The following is a 23,184-nucleotide window of genomic DNA, read 5'->3' on the forward strand; positions in this document are numbered from 1 at the left end:
CACCACCATGCCTGTCTAATCGCACAAAAACTTACGAAGTTTTCAAAACTTCGTAAGTTTGAATCTATAAGCCTATGGTCGGTGTTATCACCGCACCATCACTAAAATACTCAAAATGAAAAAAATCGCCATAATAGCCACCCTTTTAGCTGCATCAACCTACAGCTTCGGGCAAGATGTAAACAAGCTGATTGACCAGGATGATGTAACCCGCATCATCAAAACCCTGAGTGCCGATGATATGCAGGGCCGGGCAACTTTTACACCGGGTATTGAAAAAGCAGCCAAATTTATTGAGGGCGAGTATACCCAAGCGGGCTTAAAACCACTGGCAGGCAATACAGGTTACCGCCAGAGTTTTACGATGATACGCTCAACGCCCATAAAAACAACCGCGGTAATAAATGGCAAAGCTATTGTACCCGATAGCGTTTTCACCATTGGCAGCGCACCCTTTACCTGGGCCAGCGACAAGGATGTACAGGTGGTAAACGTAACCGCCGACAAAAATTTCAGGCAGGAATATATGGGCGCACAAAAAAGCGGCAAAAAAACACTGATGATCGTCGATCCAAAATTCCAGAGTCTGTTTAACCGTATCCGCGATTATTCGTCAAGAGGCAACGTGAGTTTTAAAGGCAAAACGGCTTCTTCCATTTCATTTATATTAGGCAAGTTTGATAATATCAGTTCCTTTAATATCAGCTATGAAAACAAAAGCGAAGAATTGCCGCTGTTTAACATAGCAGGTATCATCCCCGGTAAAACCAAGCCTAATGAGTTTGTAGTTTTCTCGGGCCATTATGATCATTTGGGTATCATCAAGGCCATGGAGGGCGATAGTATAGCCAACGGTGCCGACGATGATGCTTCGGGCACTACGGCTGTAATATCTTTAGCCAAATACTACAAAAAATTAAATAACAATGCCCGCACGCTCATCTTTGTGGCTTTTACCGCCGAAGAGATAGGCGAATACGGCTCACAGTATTTTGCTACCCAGGTTGATCCGGATAAAGTGGTAGCCATGTTCAATATCGAGATGATTGGCAAGGCTTCTAAATTTGGTGAAAACTCAGCCTTTATCACCGGCTTTGAGCGTTCCAACTTTGGCACTATCCTGCAGAATAACCTCAAGGGAACCAAATTTGAGTTCCACCCCGATCCGTATCCCGATCAGGACCTGTTTTACCGCAGCGATAATGCATCCCTGGCAGAAAAAGGCGTACCGGCACATACTATCTCAACCGATCAGATAGATATTGACAAACTGTATCATACTGTAAAAGATGAATTCAGCTCACTGGATGTAAACAATATCACCTCTACCATCAGGGCCATAGCCTTAAGCTCACGCACTATTGTTTCGGGCAAGGATACGCCTACAAGGGTACCGAAACTGGAAAGATAATAGGACAGCAGGAGACACATGTGATGTGTCTCTACGTTTAATCATTGTAGAGACGCATTACATGCGTCTCTATTTTCATTTGATACCACATGAAACACATTCCCAAAATAGCAGTTGTCGGGCCTGAATCAACGGGAAAGTCAACCATGTCTGATTATCTGGCCGAGCATTATCATACCATTGCCGTGCCCGAGTATTCACGGGAGTATTGCGCCGCGCTTACCGGGCCTTGTACCTGGCAGGATGAGATCAACATGTTTCAAGGACAACTGGCGCTGGAAACCGCTTTACTACCCAAAGCCAATGGGCTCCTGATATGCGACACCACTTTTTTAACCGTAAAAATCTGGAGCGAGCATATGTTTGGTCAGGCACCGCAGGAAGTACTGGACGAACTTCCCAAACATCCTTACGATTTTTATTTGCTGTTAGATATCGACTTGCCCTGGCAGGATGACCCTTTGCGTAATTTCCCCGAATTACGTGAACACTTTATGGCCGTATGGCATCAGGAACTTACCGCGTTGCAGGCCTGCTACGTGGTCATATCCGGCATAGGTACCAATCGCTATGAAAACGCGGTGAAAGCTATTGATAATTTCTTGACCGTTGATTTAAGATGATTACACTGATGTCGTTGATCTTATTTAGAGCGTATATCTGGATTAGGAATATCTCCTTTTACTATGTTAATAAGCGTTTAAACAAATCAACGACATCAGTGTAATCATCTTAAATCAACGGTCAAGAACGCCTATTTGAAAAAAAAATTATTATTCCTGTAAATTATTTTTCATGGTGATGCAACGTTGCAAAAACTGATGCGTCATTTAATCTGAAACCTGATCAGAAATTTGGAAGCCATATATGTAGATAAGCATTATAACCTGGTGGTTGAATGCAAACAGGGAAGCAAAAAGGCCAGTTACGAGTTGTACCGGTTGTATTCTAAAGCGATGTTAAACGTCGCCTTTAGGATCGTGGGCAATATTGCCGAAGCTGAAGATGTTTTGCAGGAAGCTTTTCTGGATGCTTTTAACAAATTAAGGGATTTCAGGCAGGATACTACATTTGGTTTATGGTTGAAACAAATTGTGGTGAACCGCTCTATCAACCTGTTGCGCAAGCGCAGACTGGAACTGATTGAACTGGAGGGCGACCATCTGGAAAATATACCGGACGAAGAACCTGAAGATGATGAAGACATACAATACCAGGTGGCTTTGGTAAAAGAAGGCATGAAACAACTGCCCGATGGTTACCGTGTGGTACTGTCGCTTTACCTGCTGGAAGGTTATGATCATGAAGAAATAGGACAAATATTGAATATATCAGAAAACACCTCAAGAACACAGTTTTTGAGAGCTAAAAGAAAATTAATGGAAATTTTAAAAAGGAAAGGAACAGAATTATGAGCAAGCGATTTGAAGATTTCATTAAAAACAACCGCGAAGAGTTTGACGAGATTGAGCCATCGGCCGATCTGTGGAGCAAAATTGAGCAAAGCCTCAACATGCCGGAGGAGTTGCCAAAAAAGCTGGAAACCAAAACTTTTTCGCTTGCTTTCGTACTTCGCGTCGCCGCATCGGTAATTGTTGTCATGGGCATCGGTTTCGGAATATACCTCCAAAGCCAAAAAGGCGCAAAAACCGTGGACCTGGCCGCCATAAACCCTGAGTATGCCAAACAGCAAATGCACTATGCATCGCTTGTTGAAACAAAACTTACTGAGCTGAAATCGGTTGCTAAAGCCGATCCGCAGCTGTATAAAGAGTTTAGCGCCGAAATAGCCAAAATGGATTCTACCTATAAAAGGCTTAATGCCGATTTAGCCACCAGCCCCAACCAGGAGCGTGTTTTACGTGCCATGATCCGGAACTTGCAGGTACAAACCGAGGTGCTTAATCAGCAATTGAGTGTAATAGAACAATTCAATCAAATGAAAAAAGACCAAAAAGATGAAATCAAAAATATTTAAACGGTCGATGTTTGCTTTAATGGCCCTGTTAGCCGTTAATACGATCAGTTTTGCACAGCAAACCCCTGCGCCGCCGGTTCCGGTTCCCGTGCTTCCACCTGCACCCCCGATGGCTCCCTTAAACAAATTGACGCCACCCGACAGCAAAGACTTTCAGTTAAAAATGAAGGATCTGCACATTAAAATAAAGGACCTGCAGGTACGCATGAACAAACTCAACATGCAACACCAACTGCAGATGAATCTTAAACTTAAAGGTTTTGACAAACAGTTTAAGCATATTGACCAAAACTTTAACTACAAGTTGAATGACAGTGCCATGAACCTTGCCTGTGATCTCAGTAATAATATAGCGCCGCAGATAGCTTTAGGTTTTAAGGAATTTGATACCGATTTTAGCTATAACACTGATACTGACAAGCAGCATGATGATGGTGTTGAAAAGATAAAAAACTATAGCAAAAGCTATTCAATAGGTGGTAACGATGTGATTAACCTGGACAACCGATTCGGCAAAATAACCGTGAATACCTGGAACAAAAGCGAGGTAAAGGTTGACGTACAGATAAAAGTGGGCGCCAATGATGACGAACTGGCGCAGAAACTATTGGATAATGTCACCATTAGGGATAGCAAAGATGGCTCTGGCGTTTATTTTAAAACCAGTATCAACAATGATGACAATGGCAGCTCATGGTCGTTATTTGGCGGCAAACGTAACAATGTGCGCAAAATTGAAGTGAATTACACGGTATATATGCCATCCAAAAATCCATTAAACGTAAGTAATAAATACGGAGCCACCAGTCTGCCGGATTTGGATGGGAAATTAAATATTAATAACTCTTACGGCAGCCTGGTAGCCAAAAACCTAAGCAATCCGGGTAACCAGATCACGGTTAAATACGGCAGTGCCACCATTGGCTCGCTTAACGGTAGCGACCTGGACGTAGCTTATGGCAGCCTGAATCTGGGCGAATGTAATAAGTTGAATGCCGACATCAGCTACGGCTCGGCAAAAATTGGCCGCATCACTACTTCGGGTAACATCAATGTAAAGTTCAGCGGCAACCTGAATATTACCGAGGTAGATAAAAATGTAAAGAATTTAGCGGTAAACTCCTCCTACTCCAGCGTTAAACTGGGCATCAGCAATGAGCAAAACGCCGATTTTGATGTAACCGTACGCTATGGCAGCTTTAATTACGGCGGTCATGATATCAATATCACCAGCAAAAGTCCAGCTGATAACGATAGAGGTTATAACCCTACCAAGAACTATAAAGGCCATTTGGGTAAAGGCTCCAACGATAAAAACATAACTATTAACACCAGCTACGGCAGCGTAAGCTTTGACTAAAAAGAGTCAAGAGATGAGAGTCAAGAATTAAGAGATTCAGCAAGAAAAAAATATGTCATTTCGCAGCACGAAGCAATCGCGAACTACGCATATTCACTCTGTATAGCATGCGATTGCCACGCTATCGAAAAGATATGATTGGCCTTGATTCCTGACTCTTAACTCCTGATTCTAAATTCTTGCTTCTTCACAAACACCTTAATATTTTAACATTGAGCGCAAGCCTCTGCCATTTTCGGCAGGGGTTTTGTTATTTTAGAGGCAAACAATTTAGCCTGCTATGGAAATTTTTGCGAATGCCGAATCCTGGATATCACTCGTCACCCTTACTTTGCTGGAGATTGTTCTGGGCATTGACAATGTGATATTCATCTCTATTTTATCTGACAAGCTGCCGGCAAACCAGCAGGCTAAAGGCCGAAGGTTGGGTTTAGGCATGGCCATGATCACCCGGGTATTGCTTCTATTGTCCATCAGCTGGGTCATGACACTCACTGCTCCTTTGTTTAACCTGGCACATATTTTCAACGTTACGGATGCTGATTGGGTGGAAAAACTGGCCATATCCGGTCGCGACCTGATCCTGATCATTGGCGGCTTGTTCCTGATCTATAAAAGCACGGCCGAGATCCACCATAAAATTGAAGGCGAAGAAGAAAGTGCTGAAAAGGTAAAGCGGCACAGCTTCTGGGGTACCATCGTCCAGATCATGCTACTGGATATCGTTTTCTCGCTCGATTCTGTAATTACCGCTGTAGGTATGGCCAGCCATGTCGAGATCATGATACTGGCGGTTGTTATCGCCGTAGGTATTATGATGTGGGCCTCAAACGGCGTGGCCGGGTTTGTGAACAAGCACCCAACGGTAAAAATGCTGGCGCTGTCGTTCCTGTTGCTGATAGGTGTTTCGCTCCTAGCCGAGGCTTTTGAGCAGCATATTCCTAAAGGATACATCTACTTCGCCATGGCATTTTCGGTACTGGTAGAGATGCTGAATTTGAAAATGAAAGCAAAAGCGGTGAAAAAGGGAGCAAAGATTATCGGAATAAAGAACAAAGATTTTTAGAACAGGGATAAAAGGAACGAAGAGTAAAGTTTATGGAGTAAGAAGAAAAGTCCTTGCTCCTTACTCCATAAATCTTTACTCCAAATCAAAATACCCTGCACAGCAAACCCTTCAAATATTCCCCTTCGGGAAAGGAGGCTCTTACGGGGTGATCTTCGGGTTGGTGGAACTGGTAAATAAACTGCACTTGTTTACCGGCATCCAGCGCGGCCCATGCAATTACTTGTTTAAAGGTTTCCATATCCATGGCACCGGAGCAGGAATAGGTAGCCAACAGGCCGCCTTCGTTCAGCAGCAGCATGCCCAAACGGTTCAGATCTTTATAAGCCCTGGAAGCCCTTGTCAGCGCAGAGCGCGAGGGAGCGTACTTTGGCGGATCGAGTACAATAACATCAAACTTTTCGCCATCATCCCTGAATTTGCGCAACTGCACATTCACGTCAGATTTTATGGACGTATGTTTATCAGCGTCCAATTTGTTTAAAAGGATGTTCTCCTTCAACGTTTCAATAGCCAATGCCGAACTATCTACACTGGTTACCGACGACGCACCATTTTTTAAGCTATTGAGCGTAAAACCGCCGGTATAACAAAAACAATCCAATACCTTTTTCCCTGTAGCATAGTTGGCTACTATATGGCGGTTATCGCGCTGGTCACAATAAAAGCCCGACTTTTGGCCTTCGGTGATATTGATGCCGTAAACAATATTGTTCTCCAGCACTTCTACAATTTCAGGCGGGGGATTACCAAAAAGCACTTTATTTTCGGCCTCGGCCAGGCCTTCGTGGGCCCGTGAGGAGTTATCGCTTTTATCGGATATACTTTGGGGATTCAGCAGCTTTTGCAGTTCATCAATAATTACCGGCATCACCCGCTCCATACCCGAAGTAAGCACCTGAACAGCCAGATGACCAGCATATTTATCCACAATTAAGCCCGGCAAATAATCGGCCTCGCTGAAAACCAGGCGACAGGTATTGGTTCCATTTGCTAATACATGAGCCCTGCTTTTAATGGCCGTGGCCAGTTTACGGCGAAACCAGTCATCATTAATTACAACGGCCTCATCCCACTCCAAAAGGCGCAGGGCAACCCGCGATTGATCGTTATAAAAACCATAGGCCATAAAATCGCCTTTTGCATTAAGCAGCCGTACCACATCGCCATTGGCGGCTTTACCCTTTACTTTTTCAACAGCGCCTGAAAATACCCAGGGATGTTTTTGCAAAACAGCTTTTTCTTTACCTTTATTTAATAGCACATCAATCATAGCCGCAAAGGTAATAAAAAGCTTAAGGCTGAAAGCCAAATGCAAAAAGCTTGTTACTTATGCCTTTGAACTGATAACCTCATTAAACTTTCATAAATTTTATTACTCCAATACAATATTTCCCGATTAAAAACATTTGGTATCTTAGTATCGAAAACATAACATGAGAAAGACTTACTTATTTTTAGCCACCATGCTATTGGCATGTGTAAGCTATAAAAGCGATGCTCAGGCAGTACCCCGTATCCCTGAGGCCAGTTCTACACAAACCATTATCCAGGATTTTGGACTGGGCAAGGTTACCATTACCTACTCCCGGCCTAATGTTAAGGACCGTAAAATATTTGGTGGCATTATTCCTTACGGTGAAGTTTGGCGCACAGGAGCTAATGCCGCAACTACCATTACTTTTACCGAAAAAGTGATCATTGAAGGTCATGCAGTACCTCCTGGTACCTATTCATTATTCAGTATCCCGCAAAGAGGCGAGTGGACCATTATCCTGAACAAAACAGCTAAACAATGGGGCGCTTACAGTTATAAGCAAGCCGACGATCTTTTACGCTTTGATGTAAAATCAATCCGTGTAAATGAAAAACGGGAAACATTTACCATGGCGTTTGCTAACTCTACAACCCGGTCGACCGACCTTTACCTGGTTTGGGATCATACAGCCGCTGCAATCCACATGGAGACCGATGATGATGCTAAGATCATGGCCAATATTGACGAATTGATGAAAGGCGACCGTAAACCTTATTATTTTAATGCTATCCAGTGGTATTATGAAAATAACAAAGATGTGAACAAAGCCTTAAGCTGGGTAGCCGAAGCCGAAAAAGAAGAGCCTAAAGTACCATGGTTTAAACTGTGGGAATCGCGCTTGTTATTAAGAAAAGGTGATAAAGCTGGTGCAATAGCCGCTGCCGAAGCCGGCATCGAGCTTTCAAAAGAAAGTAATGACGACGAATACCTGCGATTGAACCTGGAAGCGCTTAGTCAGGCCAAAGATTAGTTATCAGACAACAAACTATAAAACATTACAGGCCCGGTTCTATTTGACCCGGGCTTTTTTGTTGCATAAATTTATTGATGAGGTATGCCACAATCATCACTAAGAAACATCCGATGGGGTTAAGCCACAAATAAGCCACTGTTTTACTCAGGCCTAAATATAATATGCCCCCCTCGCTAACAATAGCGGCAATAAACACGGGGGTTCCGCTTATCCGTTTCATATAAAAAGCAACTATAAATACCCCTAATACGGTTCCGTATATATAAGAGCCTAACTGGTTTACGGCCTCCAGCAAGTTACCCAACTTGCCGGCATACAAAGCCATAATTACACATACCACGCCCCAAAACACGGTTGAAATACGAGATACCAGCAGGTAGTTTTTGTCCGACGCATCCTTATTTATGGTGCGTTTATAAATATCGATCACGGTAGTTGAGGCCAGTGAATTAAGGGCGCTTGCTGTTGACCCCATAGAAGCCAAAAATATAATGGCTATCAGCAACCCAACCAGTCCGCGGGGCAAGTACTGTTTTACAAAGGTCAGGAATACGTAATTGGTATCATTATCATCGGCATTTACATTGTTCTTTTTCATGAGCGCAATGGCATCCTGCCGGATGATGCGCGACTGAATATCAGCTACTTTTAAAGCATCTTTCGCATGATCTATCTCATCCTCATTTTTGCCGTCAATAGCTTTTACCAGGTCATTGGCTTTTGCTTTGCGCTGTTCAAAAGCCTGGGTGTATTGCTGATCGAGATAATTATATTGGGTTGCATAGCCGCTTTGCTTTACCCGGGCTACCTCGTAATTATTAAAGAACATGGGTGGCCTGTTAAACTGGTAAAAGGCCAAAACCAGTACACCAATCAACAGGATAAGAAATTGCATAGGGATCTTGATAAGCCCATTCATAATAAGGCCCAGCCTGCTTTGCCCTACAGAGCTGCCCGTTAAATAACGTCCAACCTGGCTTTGATCTGTACCGAAATAGGATAACTGCAAAAAGAAGCCGCCTATCAGACCGCTCCATACGGTATAGCGGTTACTCCAGTCAAATTTCCAATCTATTACGTTCATGTGGCCCAGCTTACCGGCTATTTTCAAGGCACGTGTAAAACCCACGCCCGATGGTAATAGATTAACCACCAGTATACCGGCCAGGAACATACCGGCAAATATGATACTCATTTGCAGCAATTGGGTGTATGATACTGCCTTGCTACCACCATAAACGGTGTAAAATATAACCAGCCCGCCTATAAAAAGCGTGGTATAAACCGTGTTGATATTTAAAATAGTTGATAAAATAATGGCCGGCGCATAAATGGCTACCCCGGTTGACAGGCTGCGCAGCACCAAAAAAAAGAAAGAAGTAAGTGCCCGGGTTTTCAGATCAAAGCGTTGCTCCAGAAACTCGTAAGCAGTATAAACTTTAAGTCGATGGAAGATAGGCACAAAGGTTACACACAGCACGATCATGGCCAGCGGTAACCCGAAGTAAAATTGCACAAATCGCATTCCATCGGAATAAGCCTGACCAGGTGCCGAAAGAAAAGTAATAGCGCTGGCCTGAGTAGCCATAACCGAAAACCCGACATGATACCAGGGTAGCGAGCGGTTACCCACTAAAAACTGATCGATATTTTTATTGCTGCCGCTTTTCCATACGCCATAAACTACTATGGCCAGCAGCGTAAGACCTAAAACTATCCAATCGGGTAAACTCATTCAAATGATTTTGTAATGAGCCAAAATACTAAAATTAAAAAAACCAGCCATACAACTACAATGCCGTAAAACTGGTTCCAATTTTTTATAAATGAGGGCAGATCAGGATCAGGCCTTTTCACCACGGCCTTTAACCAATACAGTTACAAAGAAACCGGCGGTTAATAAGCCCAAAACACCACCAATGGCTATCCAGGTAAATCCTTTATCAATTATTGCTCCTATAAAAAGCCCGGAAACTAAGCCAACAAGATAAAATACAAAATCAAGGCTTTTTTCTTCTTCTTCGTGATGTTTCATATTACTGTTAATTATAACGTTTGCAAAAATAGATGATTAATTGATTTTTACCAATAAATTATTTCAGTATAAAAGGGTTGGCGAAAAAAAGAATAAGGGTGTCATGCTGAGCTTGTCGAAGCATGGTGTGAAGGCCTCTACGCAGCCCTTCGACAAGCTCAGCATGACAGGCTCTTTTTTTTGAAATTTCAAGATTCCCTCCCCGCGGGAGGGGTGCGGTTGGTTGGTGCGCAAAGGCAGGGAGGGGTTTATACTGCATACAGGAATTTTGCAACGCTTATTAACCCCTCCCTACACCCTCCCGTTGGGCTACTGTGTGGACACATCTTTTAATGTGCCCTGTAGGGGCTGAATGTCGGTAGAAGAAGGATCAAAAGAAATTTTTACGTGCCGTAGGTACGTCACTTTTTAACTTCGTGGGGCAAATAATAATGCATTAATAGACCCTAAGTCGGTTAGTGTAGTACCTATGGCACTAAAAGAGGTTAACTTTTATTATTGCTACCGACATTTTGCTCCTCTGGAGCAGCTTTTTTTAACTATTAGTGCATTGAAAAGATGTGTCCACACAGTAGCCCGTTGGGAGGGAATCGCACATACCCAGAGTGACCTTTACTTTACAACGATTGCCCTTTCGGCTTACTCAATAAATTCACAAACAAGCGGTAAGCACCTGGTACGCCGGCTGGCAACTCCCTGAAAAATGCCAGGGAAGTATATACAAACCGACCTTTGCCGTAATCACCAACTATTAACGATCCATTGTTAGGCTGCTCACCTTTATCGTTCATTTGTAAAATGGCTTTGTATTGCGGATCAATATCACTTACAAAATACAGTCCACGCTCCTGGATCCAGCCTTTAAAATCGTCCTGGGTAATTTTATTTGGATAGTTAAGTACCGGACTTTGTTTATCCAGTATAGTTACTTCTGCATTCTCGTCGGTAACCCTTTGATTCACTACCCGGAAAGGATATGGGCCGATCTGTTTTACCACCAGGCCTGAGTTATTATTATACTGTACCAATAAATTACCGCCATTTTTAACATAATCCATCAGTCGATTTTGCTCATAGGGCAGGCGTTCGTTCACATTATAGGCACGAACCCCGGTAATAATGGCATCATATACGGAAAGATCGGCATTCATGATCTCGCCTTCTGAAAGCAGATGTACGTCATAACCTACCTGGCGCAAGGCTTCGGGCATCAGATCGCCGGCGCCTGTAATATAAGCCAGCTTTTTACCTGCAATTTTCAGGTCGAGGTTTACCAAGCGGGTTTCGGCGGGTGGGAATAGTGTAATAGCCGGCACATGATCATACCGGATACGACGCAAAGCCAGTGAAAAAGTTTTCCCGTTCACCGTTACCAGGGCTTCTAAATTATTGATCCGTGATTTATTATCCGTTGGTGCAACAGTAAAAGCTACCGTCCACTCGTCATTTTTATTTTTCCCTGTAAATTCAATTTTTTTGGGATCGATCTTCCAGCCGTCGATGGGTTTCAGGCTGATATTGCCGCTGGCCTCAGTAAAGCTTTTTAATTTTACCTGAACCACTTGCGACTGTAACGAATTAAAAATATAGTCCTGATTTTCGATATTGGCGGTCACCGGCGGTGTAATTTCCAGCGGCTGATAAACCTCGCCCCTTACCGGGTCTACATATTTATATAACAGCCTGCGTTCAAAATGCACCGGTTTGCCTTCAATAATAAATTCAAAATCAACCTTGGGCAGGTCGGGGTTTTCGGGATTTCCGGCCAATGTTTCATCAGGTAAATTATAGGCGCCTATACTATGCGGGGTTTCCAGCCAGTAAGGTTGTGTTAATTTATCGGCAGTACCGCTTTGCTCAAATGTTTGCTGCTGATTGGCCGGGATCACCTGGCTGTTCAAATTGGAAACATTATTTTGAAACCCTATGCTGTTGATCTTTACCCTGTTGCTATACCTGTCAACCACCTGGGCACGCACCTGGATCTTATCGCCAAGGGCATATGTTGGTTCCGTGGCGTAAGCCTCAAACCATAAGCCCGAACAGGCGGCAATCAGCTCGCTCAATTCTTTTGTTTTTTGGGTCCGCCAGTATATATCAGAAACCTTTTCCACCTTACCCAACAACTGTACTAAAGCTGGCACTGACTTTTCTGGAGCTTCGGCATTAAAATCCCTGTTGATGATGCCGATGGCCGCACCGATAGGTTCGCCGTCTTTTACCCGTTTCCAGGTAGTATTAACGCCATCCATCAGGTCGTTTTGTGGAGCATCACCCAAAATGGTTTTAAAATATTCATAAATTTCACCGCGTTGCCTGGCCGAGCCAAAACCCTGTGTTTTATGGTTACTACGGCTTTCGGCAGCAAGTTCGCCATAGCCTTTCCCTAAAATGGGGTTATAAACACCTACATTAATTTTAAACTGATCGGCCGCGGTAGTGTTTATAGTGCCAAAGCTAAAAGTATTCCAAAGCAGGCGTTTGGCTTGCCAAGGCTGCACATATTTTAACTGTTCGGGATAACGTTTAGGATCGGCCGCTGCCGTAAATGCTTCCTGCGCCAGTATAGCCGATGAGGTGTGATGGCCATGGCCGCCTTCGCCGGTTGTGGGGAAACGGCATATCATCACATCGGGCCTGAATTTGCGGATCACCCAAACCATATCACCCAACACCTTATCCTTATCCCATATTTTCAGTGTTTCTTCAGGACCTTTGGAAAAGCCAAAGTCATTGGCACGGGTAAAAAACTGTTCGGCACCGTCAATGCGGCGGGCGGCCAGCAATTCCTGCGTGCGTATCAACCCCAAAAGTTCACTTTGTTCATTTCCAATCAGATTTTGGCCGCCATCGCCTCTTGTGCAGGAAAGGTAACCAGTGCGGTAATGCTTTTCCTGGGCCAGATAAGCCAGCAAACGGGTGTTCTCATCATCGGGGTGAGCGGCTATATACAACACGCTGCCCAGTGTATTGAGCTTTTTAAAATTTTGCTGTATAGCGCCCAGATCGGCCGGTGGCGAGGTTTGTGCTGATACGAAGGTTGAAAGGTATAAAAAGATGGTAATGAGGTTTATCCGCTTCATGCTGGCAAATATATTTGAAAGATGGAAATTTATTATCTTTATATCAATAATATAACATTGCATAAATATGGAATGCGCTATATTTCAACGGATAACAGGCAAACCATAATTGCTGCAATAACATTGCATAAATATGGAATGCGCTATATTTCAAACGGATAACAGGCAAACCATAATTGTTGCAATAACCTAAATTTCTGCTGATTAGTAAAACAAATCTGTCATTCATGAGTAATCTTAATCAAGTGATTAGCTTTTTGGCCCGGATCGCTATGCTTTAATCAATCGTTTGATTAATTTTGTGCCGTTAAAAGAAAATGGACAAAGATAAGATAGATAAAAAGGACCACATTCTGGACGTAGCCGAGCGCGTGTTTTCAGAGATGGGTTTTGACGGCGCTTCCACCCGTATGATCTCGGGCGAAGCCGGTGTAAATATGGCCATGCTCAACTATTATTTCGGTTCAAAAGAAGGCTTATTCCTTGCGGTTATTGAACGTAAGATCATCTCGTTTCAAAACATACTGCAAATTTTAGGTAACGACGAAAGCATCAGCTCCTGGGGAAAAATAGAATCATATATCGAGATCTATGGCGACCGGGTAGTGAACAACAACTGCTTCCAGAAATTGCTCTATCAGGAATTGACCATGAACCGCCGCACTGAGCTTGCCGAAACCATACGCAATATGTTGATGAAAAGTGTATCTGAGCTGTTCAGGATAATACAGGAAGGAATGGACAATGGTGAATTTAGTAAAGATACCGACATGCAAATGGTAGTGGCCACGCTTTATGGAACCAAAAACTTCATCATGAATACCCCGCTGATGTCATCAACCATGCTGGGTGTTGATATACAGGACGAAAAAGTGTTGGAGGAACAATTTAAGCCCCGTATCAAAAAATATTTAAAAACCCTATTAAAAGCGTATTTAGTTAATGAAAATGACAACTCTAAATAAAAAAACCAACCACCTCTCACTGTTTAATGCAGTGCACCCTTTCTGCCTGTATGCTATTACGTTTGTAATAACAGCTTTGCTATTTGTGGGAACCGCAAATGCGCAGGACAGAACTATCACCCTGGATGAGGCTATAAAACTTGGTCTGGAAAACAGCAAGACCTTAAAGCTTTCACAATCAAAAATTGACCAGGCTATTTCTGAATACAACCAGGCTAAAGACCAATCGTTGCCAACCGGTAAAATAAGCTATGGCTACAATCATGCTGAAATTCCGGCAAACAGGCTGGCTTTAGGTCCCGAAAGTTTTAACTTACCCAACCGGGCCGACGCTTACCTGGGCATATTGACCTTGAATCAAACTATTTTTGAAGGCAATAAGCTTAAGTACGCCCGTCAATCAACAGACCTGTTAACCCAGGTTGCCCGTTTGGATGCGGTGAACGATAAAGATCAGATCACTTATGACATTATCAGCTCTTATTACAGCTTGTATAAAGTATTACAAAGCAAAAAAGTAGTCGCTCAAAACTTGGCCACCGTTGACGCGCAGATTAAACAGGCGCAAAGATTTTTTGAACAGGGATTGGTAACTAAAAATGATGTGCTACGTTTTCAACTGCAAAGATCAAACATTGAGATAAACGGTGTGGATCTGGAAACAAACCGCCGCATTGTTAACTACAACCTGAATGTATTGTTAGGATTACCGGAAGGCACCCAGCTCAACATTGACCAGATAACTGAAGCCGACCGGCAAGTTGCTCCATTTAGTAATTACCTGGATACCGCAATGAGCAACAGGCCCGAGCTGCAACAGTTTGACCTACGCACTAAAGTAGCCGAAACCAACATTAAAAGCATCAAAGGCAATACGTTGCCTACGCTGGTAGCATCAGTTGCTGGCTATTATGTAGATGCCAATATCAACCCTATCCCTAAAAGCGGTAACTACATTACACCGTTAACAGGCGGCTTAACCCTGTCATGGAGCTTTAGCTCATTATGGACCAACAAAAACAAGGTTACCGAGGCTAAGATTGAGCGCGAACAAACTGTGATCAATAAAAACATTATGGTTGATCGTATTAAGGATGAAGTGAACCAGGATTACCAGAACTATACTTCGGCTTTAAACAAGATTAAGCTTTTACAGGTAGCTATTGAGCAGGCCGGTGAGAACAATAAAATATTGGAATCGAAATATAAGAGCAATATATCATCAGCCACAGATCGTGCTGATGCCGAAACACTACTTTATCAGGCCCAGATCAACCTGGAACTGGCAAAAGCCGATGCTGGTTTGGCTTACTATACCTTATTAAAATCAACTGGAAAAATTAACAAACAATAATACTAAACCAATCAATACTATATACAATGGCAAAGGAACACGAAACACAGGAACAAACACCAAAAAAGAAACCGAATAAAGTTATCCCTATCATATTAGGTATACTACTTGTTGGAGGTATCATTTTCGGTATCAAAGAATATATATATTTCGGTAAGCATATTGATACCGACGACGCACAGATTGATGGCGATATCAGCCCGGTTGTTACCCGCGTTGGAGGCTATGTTGATTCGATCTATTTTGAAGAAAATACTCACGTAAACGCCAATCAGGTATTGGTTAAGATAGATGACCGTGACTATAAAGTTAAATTGGAGCAGGCACAGGCTGCACAAGTAGGTGCAAGCGCCGGTATCAACGTAAATCAATCACAGATCTACGCTAACGAAGCTAACTCAGCAAGTGCAAGAGCGCAGGTTGCCTCAAACGCCGCCCGTTTAGATAAAGTACAAAAGGATTATAACCGCTATGCCAACCTGGTAAAAGATGGTTCTGTAACCCAGCAGCAATTTGATCAGGCTAAAGCCGATCTGGATGTGGCTAAAGCTACTTTACGTGCATCACAAGATCAGTACAAAGCCGCACAGGAACAAATTGGTACTACACGCAGCGAATTAAAAGTTACCCATACCGGTGTAACTCAAAAGCAAGTGGATATTGATTTTGCTAAGCTGCAATTAAGCTATACCACTATTAAAGCACCGGCTGCTGGCCTGGTATCTAAAAAAAGCATCCAATTGGGTCAATTGGTGCAGGCAGGACAAACACTGTTCTCCATCATTAATGATAACAGCCTGTACATTACCGCCAACTTTAAAGAAACCCAACTGAACGACATGAAAAGTGGTCAGAAAGTTGACATCGAAGTTGATGCTTATCCTGATCTGAAACTGGAAGGCGAAGTTTACAATTTTTCGCCTGCTACAGGGGCAAAATTCTCTTTACTGCCACCAGATAACGCCACCGGTAACTTTGTAAAAGTTGTACAACGTGTACCTGTTAAAATAAAAATAAAAGCTGATAAAGCAACTCTTGATAAATTACGCCCGGGAATGAGCGTAAAAGTATCTGTAATTAAAGGATAATTGAGGATTTGGGATTTCGGGTTTAGGATTTCGGATTTATTATTCTGTTAATTCTTTAATTCTGTAAGTTCTGGTTCTGATTTAAAGTTTAGGAATTTAGAATTTAATGTAATATGGCTGAAACAGGCTTTAAAAAATGGATCATCACAATCACGGTAATTACGGCTTCGCTACTGGAGCTGATTGATACCACCATTGTGAATGTAGCGTTGCCCAAGATACAGGGTAACCTGGGGGCAACTCTTGAAGACGTTGCCTGGGTAGTTACCGGTTATGCTGTTGCCAACGTAATCGTACTTCCGATGTCGGGTTGGCTTGGCAATCGTTTCGGGCGTAAAAATTATTTTATAACATCAATTATCGTTTTTACCATCGCTTCATTCTTATGCGGTAATGCTACAAGCCTGGGCGAGCTGGTATTGTTCCGGATCATACAGGGTATAGCCGGGGGTGGTTTGATATCAACTTCGCAGGCTATCCTTATAGAAACCTGGCCGCGCGAGCAAATTGGTACAGCTACCGCGTTATTTGGTTTAGGCGCGGTAGTGGGGCCAACTGTGGGTCCTACCATAGGTGGCTATATAACCGACCACTTAAACTGGAGCTGGATATTCTATGTAAACATCCCCGTAGGTGCCATAGCTGCGTTTTTTGCCTACACCTTTGTGCGCGAAACACCGAAGGACGAGAAAGGAAAACCTGTGGACTGGTGGGGGATTGTGTTCCTGGCCATATCCGTTGGTAGTTTACAAACCATCCTGGAAAAAGGCGAAACTGAAGATTGGTTTGCTACAACCTATATCACAGTGCTCACTATTACCGCCATATTAGGCTTGATCCTTTTTATATGGCGCGAAATGAGCATCGATTACCCGATAGTAAACTTTGCTATATTAAGGCACCGAAGCTTCGCGGTAGGTATGTTCACTTCCTTTATACTCGGATTTGGGCTATATGGGTCGGTATTCGTGTTCCCGGTATTTTGCCAGAACCTGCTCGGCTTTACGGCCCAACAAACGGGCGAGATCCTGTTCCCGGGTGGTTTATGTACCATTATCATGATGCCGTTTATAGGTAAAATGCTTAATAAAGGCATCCCTGCCCAGTTTATGGCAACGGCCGGTATGTTCCTGTTCTTTGTATTTACCACCATGCTCAGCAATTCAACGCTGGCCGTAGGTACAGGCGACTTTTTTATACCACTGGTTATACGCGGTGTAGGTATGGCTTTATTATTCGTACCATTAACTACGCTGGCAATTGCCGATCTGAAAGGTCCCGAAGTTGGACAGGGAACCGGCTTAAATAACATGATGCGCCAATTAGGCGGTTCGTTTGGTATTGCCACCCTTACAACCATTATTCACGTTCGCCAGGGATTGCACCGCAATAATCTTTTAACCAATATTACATCAACCAATCCGGCGTTTACAGATCGCTTTAATGCCTATTTGCATGGTTTTATGGCTAAGGGACATTCATTGATTGATGCTACCCGCATGGCTTATGGAGCTATAGAAGGCGCCGTTACCCGGCAGGTATTGCTGTTAACTTATGATGATGCCTACTGGATATCTGGTTTAGTGATGTTGTTCTCGATACCGTTACTGTATCTGCAGCCATTTAAAAAGGCTGTTAAAATGCCGGTAGACGCGCATTAATAAAAACGATAAAAGCCGTTCCTCTATTACCAGGAACGGCTTTCCCCAAAAAAAATTAACAATTAAAATTTAAGTACTGCCTCCCGTAAACACTTTGCTTTATGAAAAGATTCTGCAGATCCAGGGGGCGTTTAATCTTAGGTATAAATTTAGAAGTTTTTAATTAACAAACGCAAATTTAATTAAGCATTTAAGCATAATTTATGAAAAAGGCATGAAATTTTTAAATCTCATGCCTTTTTTTATTAAATCCTGACTTATTCGTTCAAAAAATCACTTTACCGGCAGATGTTATCAGTGATGCGATACGCACAGCGTCAAAAATACGCTCCTCAGTAGTGGATAATTTTATCAATGAGTCCTCATGCGCGTTCACACACATCTCGCAACCATTAACCGCGGATATGGCGAGGCTCATTAATTCAAAAAACTCCTTACCGGTTACCGGCTTCATCATCAGCTGCATGCGGATACGGGCCGGGATCTGGGTATATTTTTCTTTCTGCGTAAAATGTCTGAACCTGTAGAATACATTGTTCGAGGCCAGTAAAGAAGCGCAACCAACGGCTTCTGCTATTTCTGCAGCGTCGGCACCCTGTTCCTGGGCATACCTGGTAAAAAACACGGTAAGCGGTGTGTTATTATTATTAACCGCGGTGCTTAGTCCTAACAAGGCACACTCTTTAGTACTTAAGTGGGCCGATGTAAGGGTGCTTGTAAAATTCAGCTTCAGGTCGCGCAGATAACGTGATTCGCCTTTTTCAAGCAGGGTGAGGGCCTCTGTTCTGTAGTTTTTATCTATTCCAATACTTTCCAGCAATTCCTGGATCACTTCGGTGCTTTCGTTCATATTTTTTGTGCTTAAAGCTAAAAGCCGAAGGCTTAAAGCGGGTTGTTTTGAAAGCTTTCGGCTTTATGCCTTAAGCTTTCAGCTTGTATTCGGCTTAAAAAAAATCCCCGCGCAAATTTTTGCACGAGGATATGTAATATAATAGGGGTATTAAACAGTAAGTGTTTCTTGTCCTTTTTCCCAGTTGCAAGGGCAAAGCTCATCTGTTTGTAAACCATCAAGTACACGTAAAACTTCTTTTACATTACGGCCAACGCTTAAATCGTTAACAGATACCCAACGGATAATACCTGTAGGGTCAATAATGAAAGTAGCACGGTATGCAATCTTTTCGGTTGGTTCCAATATGCCCAGATCTTCTGCTAATGATTTTGAAGTATCAGCAAGCATCGGGAATTTCAGATCGCGCAGATCATCATGATCGCGTCTCCAGGCAGCATGTACAAATTCAGAATCTGTAGAAGCACCAATTAAACGGGTTTCACGATCACGGAACTCACCATAGTTTTTGTTGAACTCAGCAATTTCTGTTGGGCACACAAAAGTGAAATCTTTTGGCCACCAGAACATTACAGTCCAAACGTTATCGTCGTTCACCAGGTACTCAGAAGTTAGTGTTTCAAACTCTTTACCTTTTTCAAGACTTACTACAGCGGTTTTAGAAAATTGGGGGAATTTTTGTCCTATCGTTAACATATTAGCTATTTTATTATTATTTATGCAACAAATATACGCTTTTTAAAGAAAGCTATTAATTCTAAAAATCTATGCGGTATCAATTTTCTCTATATATGACCTATATCATATAACCCTTTCCTATCCGCCTGATTCTCACCTGTTCTCAATGATCTTTTTCAATTGAAAAAAATATTTTATCTTGATTGTATGAAAACTAAACCTGTCATAATAATAGTAGTTGCTGCAGTTAAGTTGGGTGCCTAATTTGATATTAGTCGAGTTAATGCCCCCTAACTCCCTGAAAGGGGAACGATAATACATATCGCTCCCCTTTTAGGAGGCCGGGGGACTTACAATATAAACTTCGTGCTCAGGAAATTGGAATCGCTGCCGTTCACAATTTCGTTGATAATTTGTTTATTGGTTTCGTTCAGTTTGGTGGCAACCAATGAGCGGATAGAAAATGCCCGCAGCGCGTCAAATACCGAAAGTGTACCCTCGGCACTGTCCTTACGACCTGTAAATGGAAACACATCGGGCCCGCGCTGACATTGACTATTGATGTTTACACGGCTTACCAGGTTTACAAACGGATCGATCAATGATGAGATCTCCTGGGCATCGTTACTGAATATACTCACCTGCATACCATGCGGCGAATCGATCTGATATTCAATCGACTCTTCTATCGATTCAAACGGAATTACAGGAATAATCGGACCAAACTGTTCTTCGCGGTATAGCTTCATTTTTTCGTTCACCGGGTAAACAATAGCCGGGTAATAGAATGAGGCAACGCTTTCGCCGCCGTTTTCGTTGATGATTTTTGCGCCATGAGCTATAGCATCATCAACCATTTCTGTCAGCGATTCGGCCTTATTAGGCTCGGGCATTGGAGTAAGTTTTACGTCCTTATCCCATGGCAGGCCAAATTTTAGTTTAGATACAGCCTCGCTCAGTAGTTTTAAAAATTCATCGGCTACATCTTTATGCACAAATATTACTTTGATGGCTGTACAACGCTGTCCGTTAAATGACAGGGCGCCTAAAACGCATTCACTCACGGCCAGTTGCAGGTCGGCATTTTTGGTAACAATAGCCGCGTTTTTGGCATCCAAACTTAATACCGCTCTTAACCGGTTTATTTTAGGGTGACGCTTTTTCAGATCGTTAGCCACTTTACTGGAGCCTATAAAGGCCAGCACATTTATTTTGCCGGTTTGCATCAGTCCTGGGGTAACTACCGCACCACGACCATAAACGGTATTCACCACACCTTTAGGGAACGATTCCTGGAAGGCCCTTAGCAGGGGATAATGTAACAGCGTACCATGCTTAGGCGGTTTAAATAAAATGGTATTGCCCATAATAAGGGCAGGGATAAGGGTTGTAAAAGTTTCGTTAAGCGGGTAGTTGAACGGCCCCATACAAAGCACCACACCCAGCGGCGAACGGCGGATCTGTGCGATCAAGCCCTCGGCCATTTCAAAGCGGGATGATTTACGGTCGAGCGCCTTCAGGGCATCAATGGTAGCGTTGATGTATTCGATGGTACGGTCAAATTCCTTTGCCGAGTCGCCGTATGATTTACCGATCTCCCACATCAGGAGCTTTACCACCAGGCTGCGCTGTTCAATCATTTTATAGATGAAACGCTCCATGCATTTTATCCTGCCATCAATGCTCATGGTAGGCCATTCGCCGCGCCCATTGTCGTAGGCGGTAATGGCTGCCTCCAGGGCATCGTTAGCTTCTGTTTCGGTGCAGATAGGATAAGTACCTATTAGCTTGCGTTTAAACCCATCCGGGCCGGGGAAACAAACAGGCGAATACACTTCGGTCACAGGCCCGTTCCAGGGCTTCATCTCTCCATCACACAGGTATTCGCGCTGATGCACTTCTGATATTTGGAATTCGGCCGGTATCTGGCTTTCCTCCACAAATATCGAACTGATCTGATCTTGAAAACTCATATTATATTGGGGTTAGATTTTCATAAAGGTAAAAAAAGCCAGCTTTCATTAGCAAACCTTTTTAGAGATGATATGCATTATTACCAATTTCATAATTTAAACCTCAACAACGGTGTATTAATCTATCTATTTATCAAAAGTGATGCACATAAAAAGTTAATCCATCAGTAAAACCCGAAAAATCTTTTTTTAACTCTCGCGAAACAACTTTTATAGAATCATGATATCTTTCTACGTCCAGATAATGAAACACGGGCTTATACTTAGCCGAAATATCTGGTGTTATCTCCTTACGGGACAATGGTTGATGAGGGCCGCCCCCACCACCAATCACCAGGAAATCTTTACCCTGCTGGTTAAAATGTTCAAAATTGTGGGAATGGCCCGACAGGAAAAGAATCCCCTTTTTTGAATTCACAAAAGCTGGAACAAACTTTTGACGTACCCACTCTGATGGAGCCACCACCTTGCTGTTAGTATAAGGCGAATGATGGCACCCAACGATCACCCATTTTACCGCCTCGTCTTCATCCAAACGATGCATGGTATAGATGTACCAATTATCCTGCTTCTTTATGAGAGAATCAGGCATTTTATTAAAATTGGAATTCAGCAAAACCACCGCTACAGAATCAACAATTTCTACATAACCGGCAGGGTCATGCACAGGAAACCGCGACTGAAACCGAGTCGCTCCTTTGCGTGCGTTGAGCATGAGCTCATGATTACCAAGCAAGGCATAAACGGGGATATGATTTTGCCTGCATGCCCGGAGATAGGCATCCATTTTTCGCCACTTGCTGTTTTGGTAACCTAATGATACCACATCGCCCAGTATAAATAAACTTGAAGGATGGGTATTCATAATGTCCTGAAAAATGAACTCTGTCGCCCTGGTATTGTGATGCAGTTTACGGATCACATGCTCGATCAACAGAGGGGCCTGGGTATCGCTCACAAAAGCTATAACAGGCTTTTTCTCCTGGGCGCGAATTGGAGTTACAGCACCCAGCCATAGAATATATACGCAGAAGTTACGCCATTTGAACATGCTATGCCACTGTATCTTAACAGGATACCCTTTTGTGAAGATACCAAATTAAATACAAATCCGTGGTCTAATGGCAAGCCCGGCTATGCCGGGCTTTTAAGCCGATTCTTTATATAAAACCATACCGGCATGGTAAAATACGTTGCCATCGAAATCGCCGTCGGCGGTAAAGCCGGTATCATCCAGGTATTCGATGTGCCTGCCCCTGATACTGTAAAAGCCGGTGTAGGCTACCTTCCTATTACCGCGGGCCTCAACATAACGGCCGTTTGGTAATAACTCATGGCGTATGTAACCATCACTTGTTACCCAAACGCCTATATGTTGATCCTTTTCCATA

20 protein-coding genes are annotated in these 23,184 nt (G+C 43.1%); 11 read left to right on the forward strand and 9 right to left on the reverse strand.

Annotated elements, in window-relative coordinates; translation table 11 throughout:
• Positions 1-115: 115 nt before the first annotated feature.
• The 6 genes from AB6735_RS05915 (at position 116) to AB6735_RS05940 (ending at position 5,815) form a co-directional block, all read left to right on the forward strand.
• Entirely contained in the window at positions 116-1,411 is a 1,296-nt protein-coding gene (locus tag AB6735_RS05915; protein ID WP_370994932.1) for a M20/M25/M40 family metallo-hydrolase, read from the forward strand.
• A gap of 89 nt (positions 1,412-1,500) precedes the next feature.
• The gene (locus AB6735_RS05920; protein WP_370994933.1) at positions 1,501-2,034 is read left to right on the forward strand and encodes an AAA family ATPase; all 534 of its coding nucleotides are present in this window, start codon (positions 1,501-1,503) and stop codon (positions 2,032-2,034) included.
• A gap of 231 nt (positions 2,035-2,265) precedes the next feature.
• Positions 2,266-2,826, forward strand: coding sequence for an RNA polymerase sigma factor (locus tag AB6735_RS05925; RefSeq protein WP_370994934.1), 561 nt, complete (start codon positions 2,266-2,268; stop codon positions 2,824-2,826).
• Positions 2,823-3,389 (forward strand): hypothetical protein, encoded by a 567-nt coding sequence (locus AB6735_RS05930; RefSeq protein WP_370994935.1) that lies wholly within the window; start codon positions 2,823-2,825, stop codon positions 3,387-3,389. The genes AB6735_RS05925 and AB6735_RS05930 overlap by 4 nt, the downstream gene beginning before the upstream one ends.
• Positions 3,370-4,749 (forward strand): hypothetical protein, encoded by a 1,380-nt coding sequence (locus AB6735_RS05935; protein ID WP_370994936.1) that lies wholly within the window; start codon positions 3,370-3,372, stop codon positions 4,747-4,749. The genes AB6735_RS05930 and AB6735_RS05935 overlap by 20 nt, the downstream gene beginning before the upstream one ends.
• A 280-nt stretch (positions 4,750-5,029) precedes the next feature.
• Positions 5,030-5,815 carry a TerC family protein gene (locus tag AB6735_RS05940; RefSeq protein WP_370994938.1) on the forward strand — a complete coding sequence of 262 codons (786 nt, stop codon included), beginning with the start codon at positions 5,030-5,032 and terminating at the stop codon, positions 5,813-5,815.
• An 85-nt stretch (positions 5,816-5,900) separates the two neighbouring features.
• Here the strand turns inward: AB6735_RS05940 and AB6735_RS05945 are convergent, their stop codons facing one another.
• Entirely contained in the window at positions 5,901-7,088 is a 1,188-nt protein-coding gene (locus AB6735_RS05945) for a class I SAM-dependent rRNA methyltransferase (RefSeq protein WP_370994939.1), read from the reverse strand.
• 163 nt (positions 7,089-7,251) lie between these two features.
• Here AB6735_RS05945 and AB6735_RS05950 point away from each other — a divergent pair, with 163 nt between their 5' ends.
• Positions 7,252-8,103: a DUF2911 domain-containing protein gene (locus tag AB6735_RS05950; RefSeq protein WP_370994940.1), complete on the forward strand. Its 852-nt coding sequence runs from the start codon at positions 7,252-7,254 to the stop codon at positions 8,101-8,103.
• A gap of 25 nt (positions 8,104-8,128) precedes the next feature.
• Here the strand turns inward: AB6735_RS05950 and AB6735_RS05955 are convergent, their stop codons facing one another.
• The 3 genes from AB6735_RS05955 to AB6735_RS05965 all read right to left on the reverse strand — a co-directional run bounded on the left by AB6735_RS05955 (position 8,129) and on the right by AB6735_RS05965 (position 13,224).
• The gene (locus tag AB6735_RS05955) at positions 8,129-9,841 is read right to left on the reverse strand and encodes a sodium:solute symporter (protein WP_370994942.1); all 1,713 of its coding nucleotides are present in this window, start codon (positions 9,839-9,841) and stop codon (positions 8,129-8,131) included.
• A gap of 108 nt (positions 9,842-9,949) precedes the next feature.
• Positions 9,950-10,141: a hypothetical protein gene (locus AB6735_RS05960; RefSeq protein ID WP_370994943.1), complete on the reverse strand. Its 192-nt coding sequence runs from the start codon at positions 10,139-10,141 to the stop codon at positions 9,950-9,952.
• A gap of 617 nt (positions 10,142-10,758) precedes the next feature.
• Complete coding sequence (locus AB6735_RS05965; protein ID WP_370994944.1) at positions 10,759-13,224, reverse strand: PIG-L family deacetylase; 2,466 nt, start codon at positions 13,222-13,224, stop codon at positions 10,759-10,761.
• Between the two features lie 317 nt (positions 13,225-13,541).
• On the opposite strand from AB6735_RS05965, the gene AB6735_RS05970 reads away from it, so the two are divergent.
• The 4 genes from AB6735_RS05970 (at position 13,542) to AB6735_RS05985 (ending at position 18,292) form a co-directional block, all read left to right on the forward strand.
• Positions 13,542-14,189 carry a TetR/AcrR family transcriptional regulator gene (locus AB6735_RS05970; protein WP_370994945.1) on the forward strand — a complete coding sequence of 216 codons (648 nt, stop codon included), beginning with the start codon at positions 13,542-13,544 and terminating at the stop codon, positions 14,187-14,189.
• Positions 14,173-15,543, forward strand: a complete 1,371-nt coding sequence (locus AB6735_RS05975; protein ID WP_370994946.1) for a TolC family protein — start codon at positions 14,173-14,175, stop codon at positions 15,541-15,543. Before AB6735_RS05970 ends, AB6735_RS05975 begins: the two co-directional genes overlap by 17 nt.
• A gap of 26 nt (positions 15,544-15,569) precedes the next feature.
• Positions 15,570-16,631 carry an HlyD family secretion protein gene (locus AB6735_RS05980; protein WP_370994947.1) on the forward strand — a complete coding sequence of 354 codons (1,062 nt, stop codon included), beginning with the start codon at positions 15,570-15,572 and terminating at the stop codon, positions 16,629-16,631.
• A gap of 113 nt (positions 16,632-16,744) precedes the next feature.
• Positions 16,745-18,292, forward strand: coding sequence for a DHA2 family efflux MFS transporter permease subunit (locus tag AB6735_RS05985; protein WP_370994948.1), 1,548 nt, complete (start codon positions 16,745-16,747; stop codon positions 18,290-18,292).
• A gap of 265 nt (positions 18,293-18,557) precedes the next feature.
• Here the strand turns inward: AB6735_RS05985 and AB6735_RS05990 are convergent, their stop codons facing one another.
• The 5 genes from AB6735_RS05990 to AB6735_RS06010 form a co-directional block, all read right to left on the reverse strand.
• Positions 18,558-19,142, reverse strand: coding sequence for a carboxymuconolactone decarboxylase family protein (locus tag AB6735_RS05990; RefSeq protein WP_370994949.1), 585 nt, complete (start codon positions 19,140-19,142; stop codon positions 18,558-18,560).
• Positions 19,143-19,292: 150 nt separating this feature from the next.
• A complete protein-coding gene (locus AB6735_RS05995; protein ID WP_090470236.1) occupies positions 19,293-19,838 on the reverse strand; it encodes a peroxiredoxin in 546 nt (181 codons plus the stop codon).
• A gap of 332 nt (positions 19,839-20,170) precedes the next feature.
• On the reverse strand, positions 20,171-21,793 hold the full coding sequence (locus AB6735_RS06000; protein WP_370994950.1) for an NADP-dependent glyceraldehyde-3-phosphate dehydrogenase: 1,623 nt from the start codon (positions 21,791-21,793) through the stop codon (positions 20,171-20,173).
• 133 nt (positions 21,794-21,926) lie between these two features.
• Positions 21,927-22,844 (reverse strand): metallophosphoesterase, encoded by a 918-nt coding sequence (locus tag AB6735_RS06005; protein ID WP_370994951.1) that lies wholly within the window; start codon positions 22,842-22,844, stop codon positions 21,927-21,929.
• Positions 22,845-22,940: 96 nt separating this feature from the next.
• On the reverse strand, positions 22,941-23,183 hold the full coding sequence (locus AB6735_RS06010; protein ID WP_370994952.1) for an Atu4866 domain-containing protein: 243 nt from the start codon (positions 23,181-23,183) through the stop codon (positions 22,941-22,943).
• Position 23,184 lies beyond the last annotated feature (1 nt).

This window comes from Mucilaginibacter sp. RCC_168 (genome assembly GCF_041355315.1).
Classification (GTDB): domain Bacteria; phylum Bacteroidota; class Bacteroidia; order Sphingobacteriales; family Sphingobacteriaceae; genus Mucilaginibacter.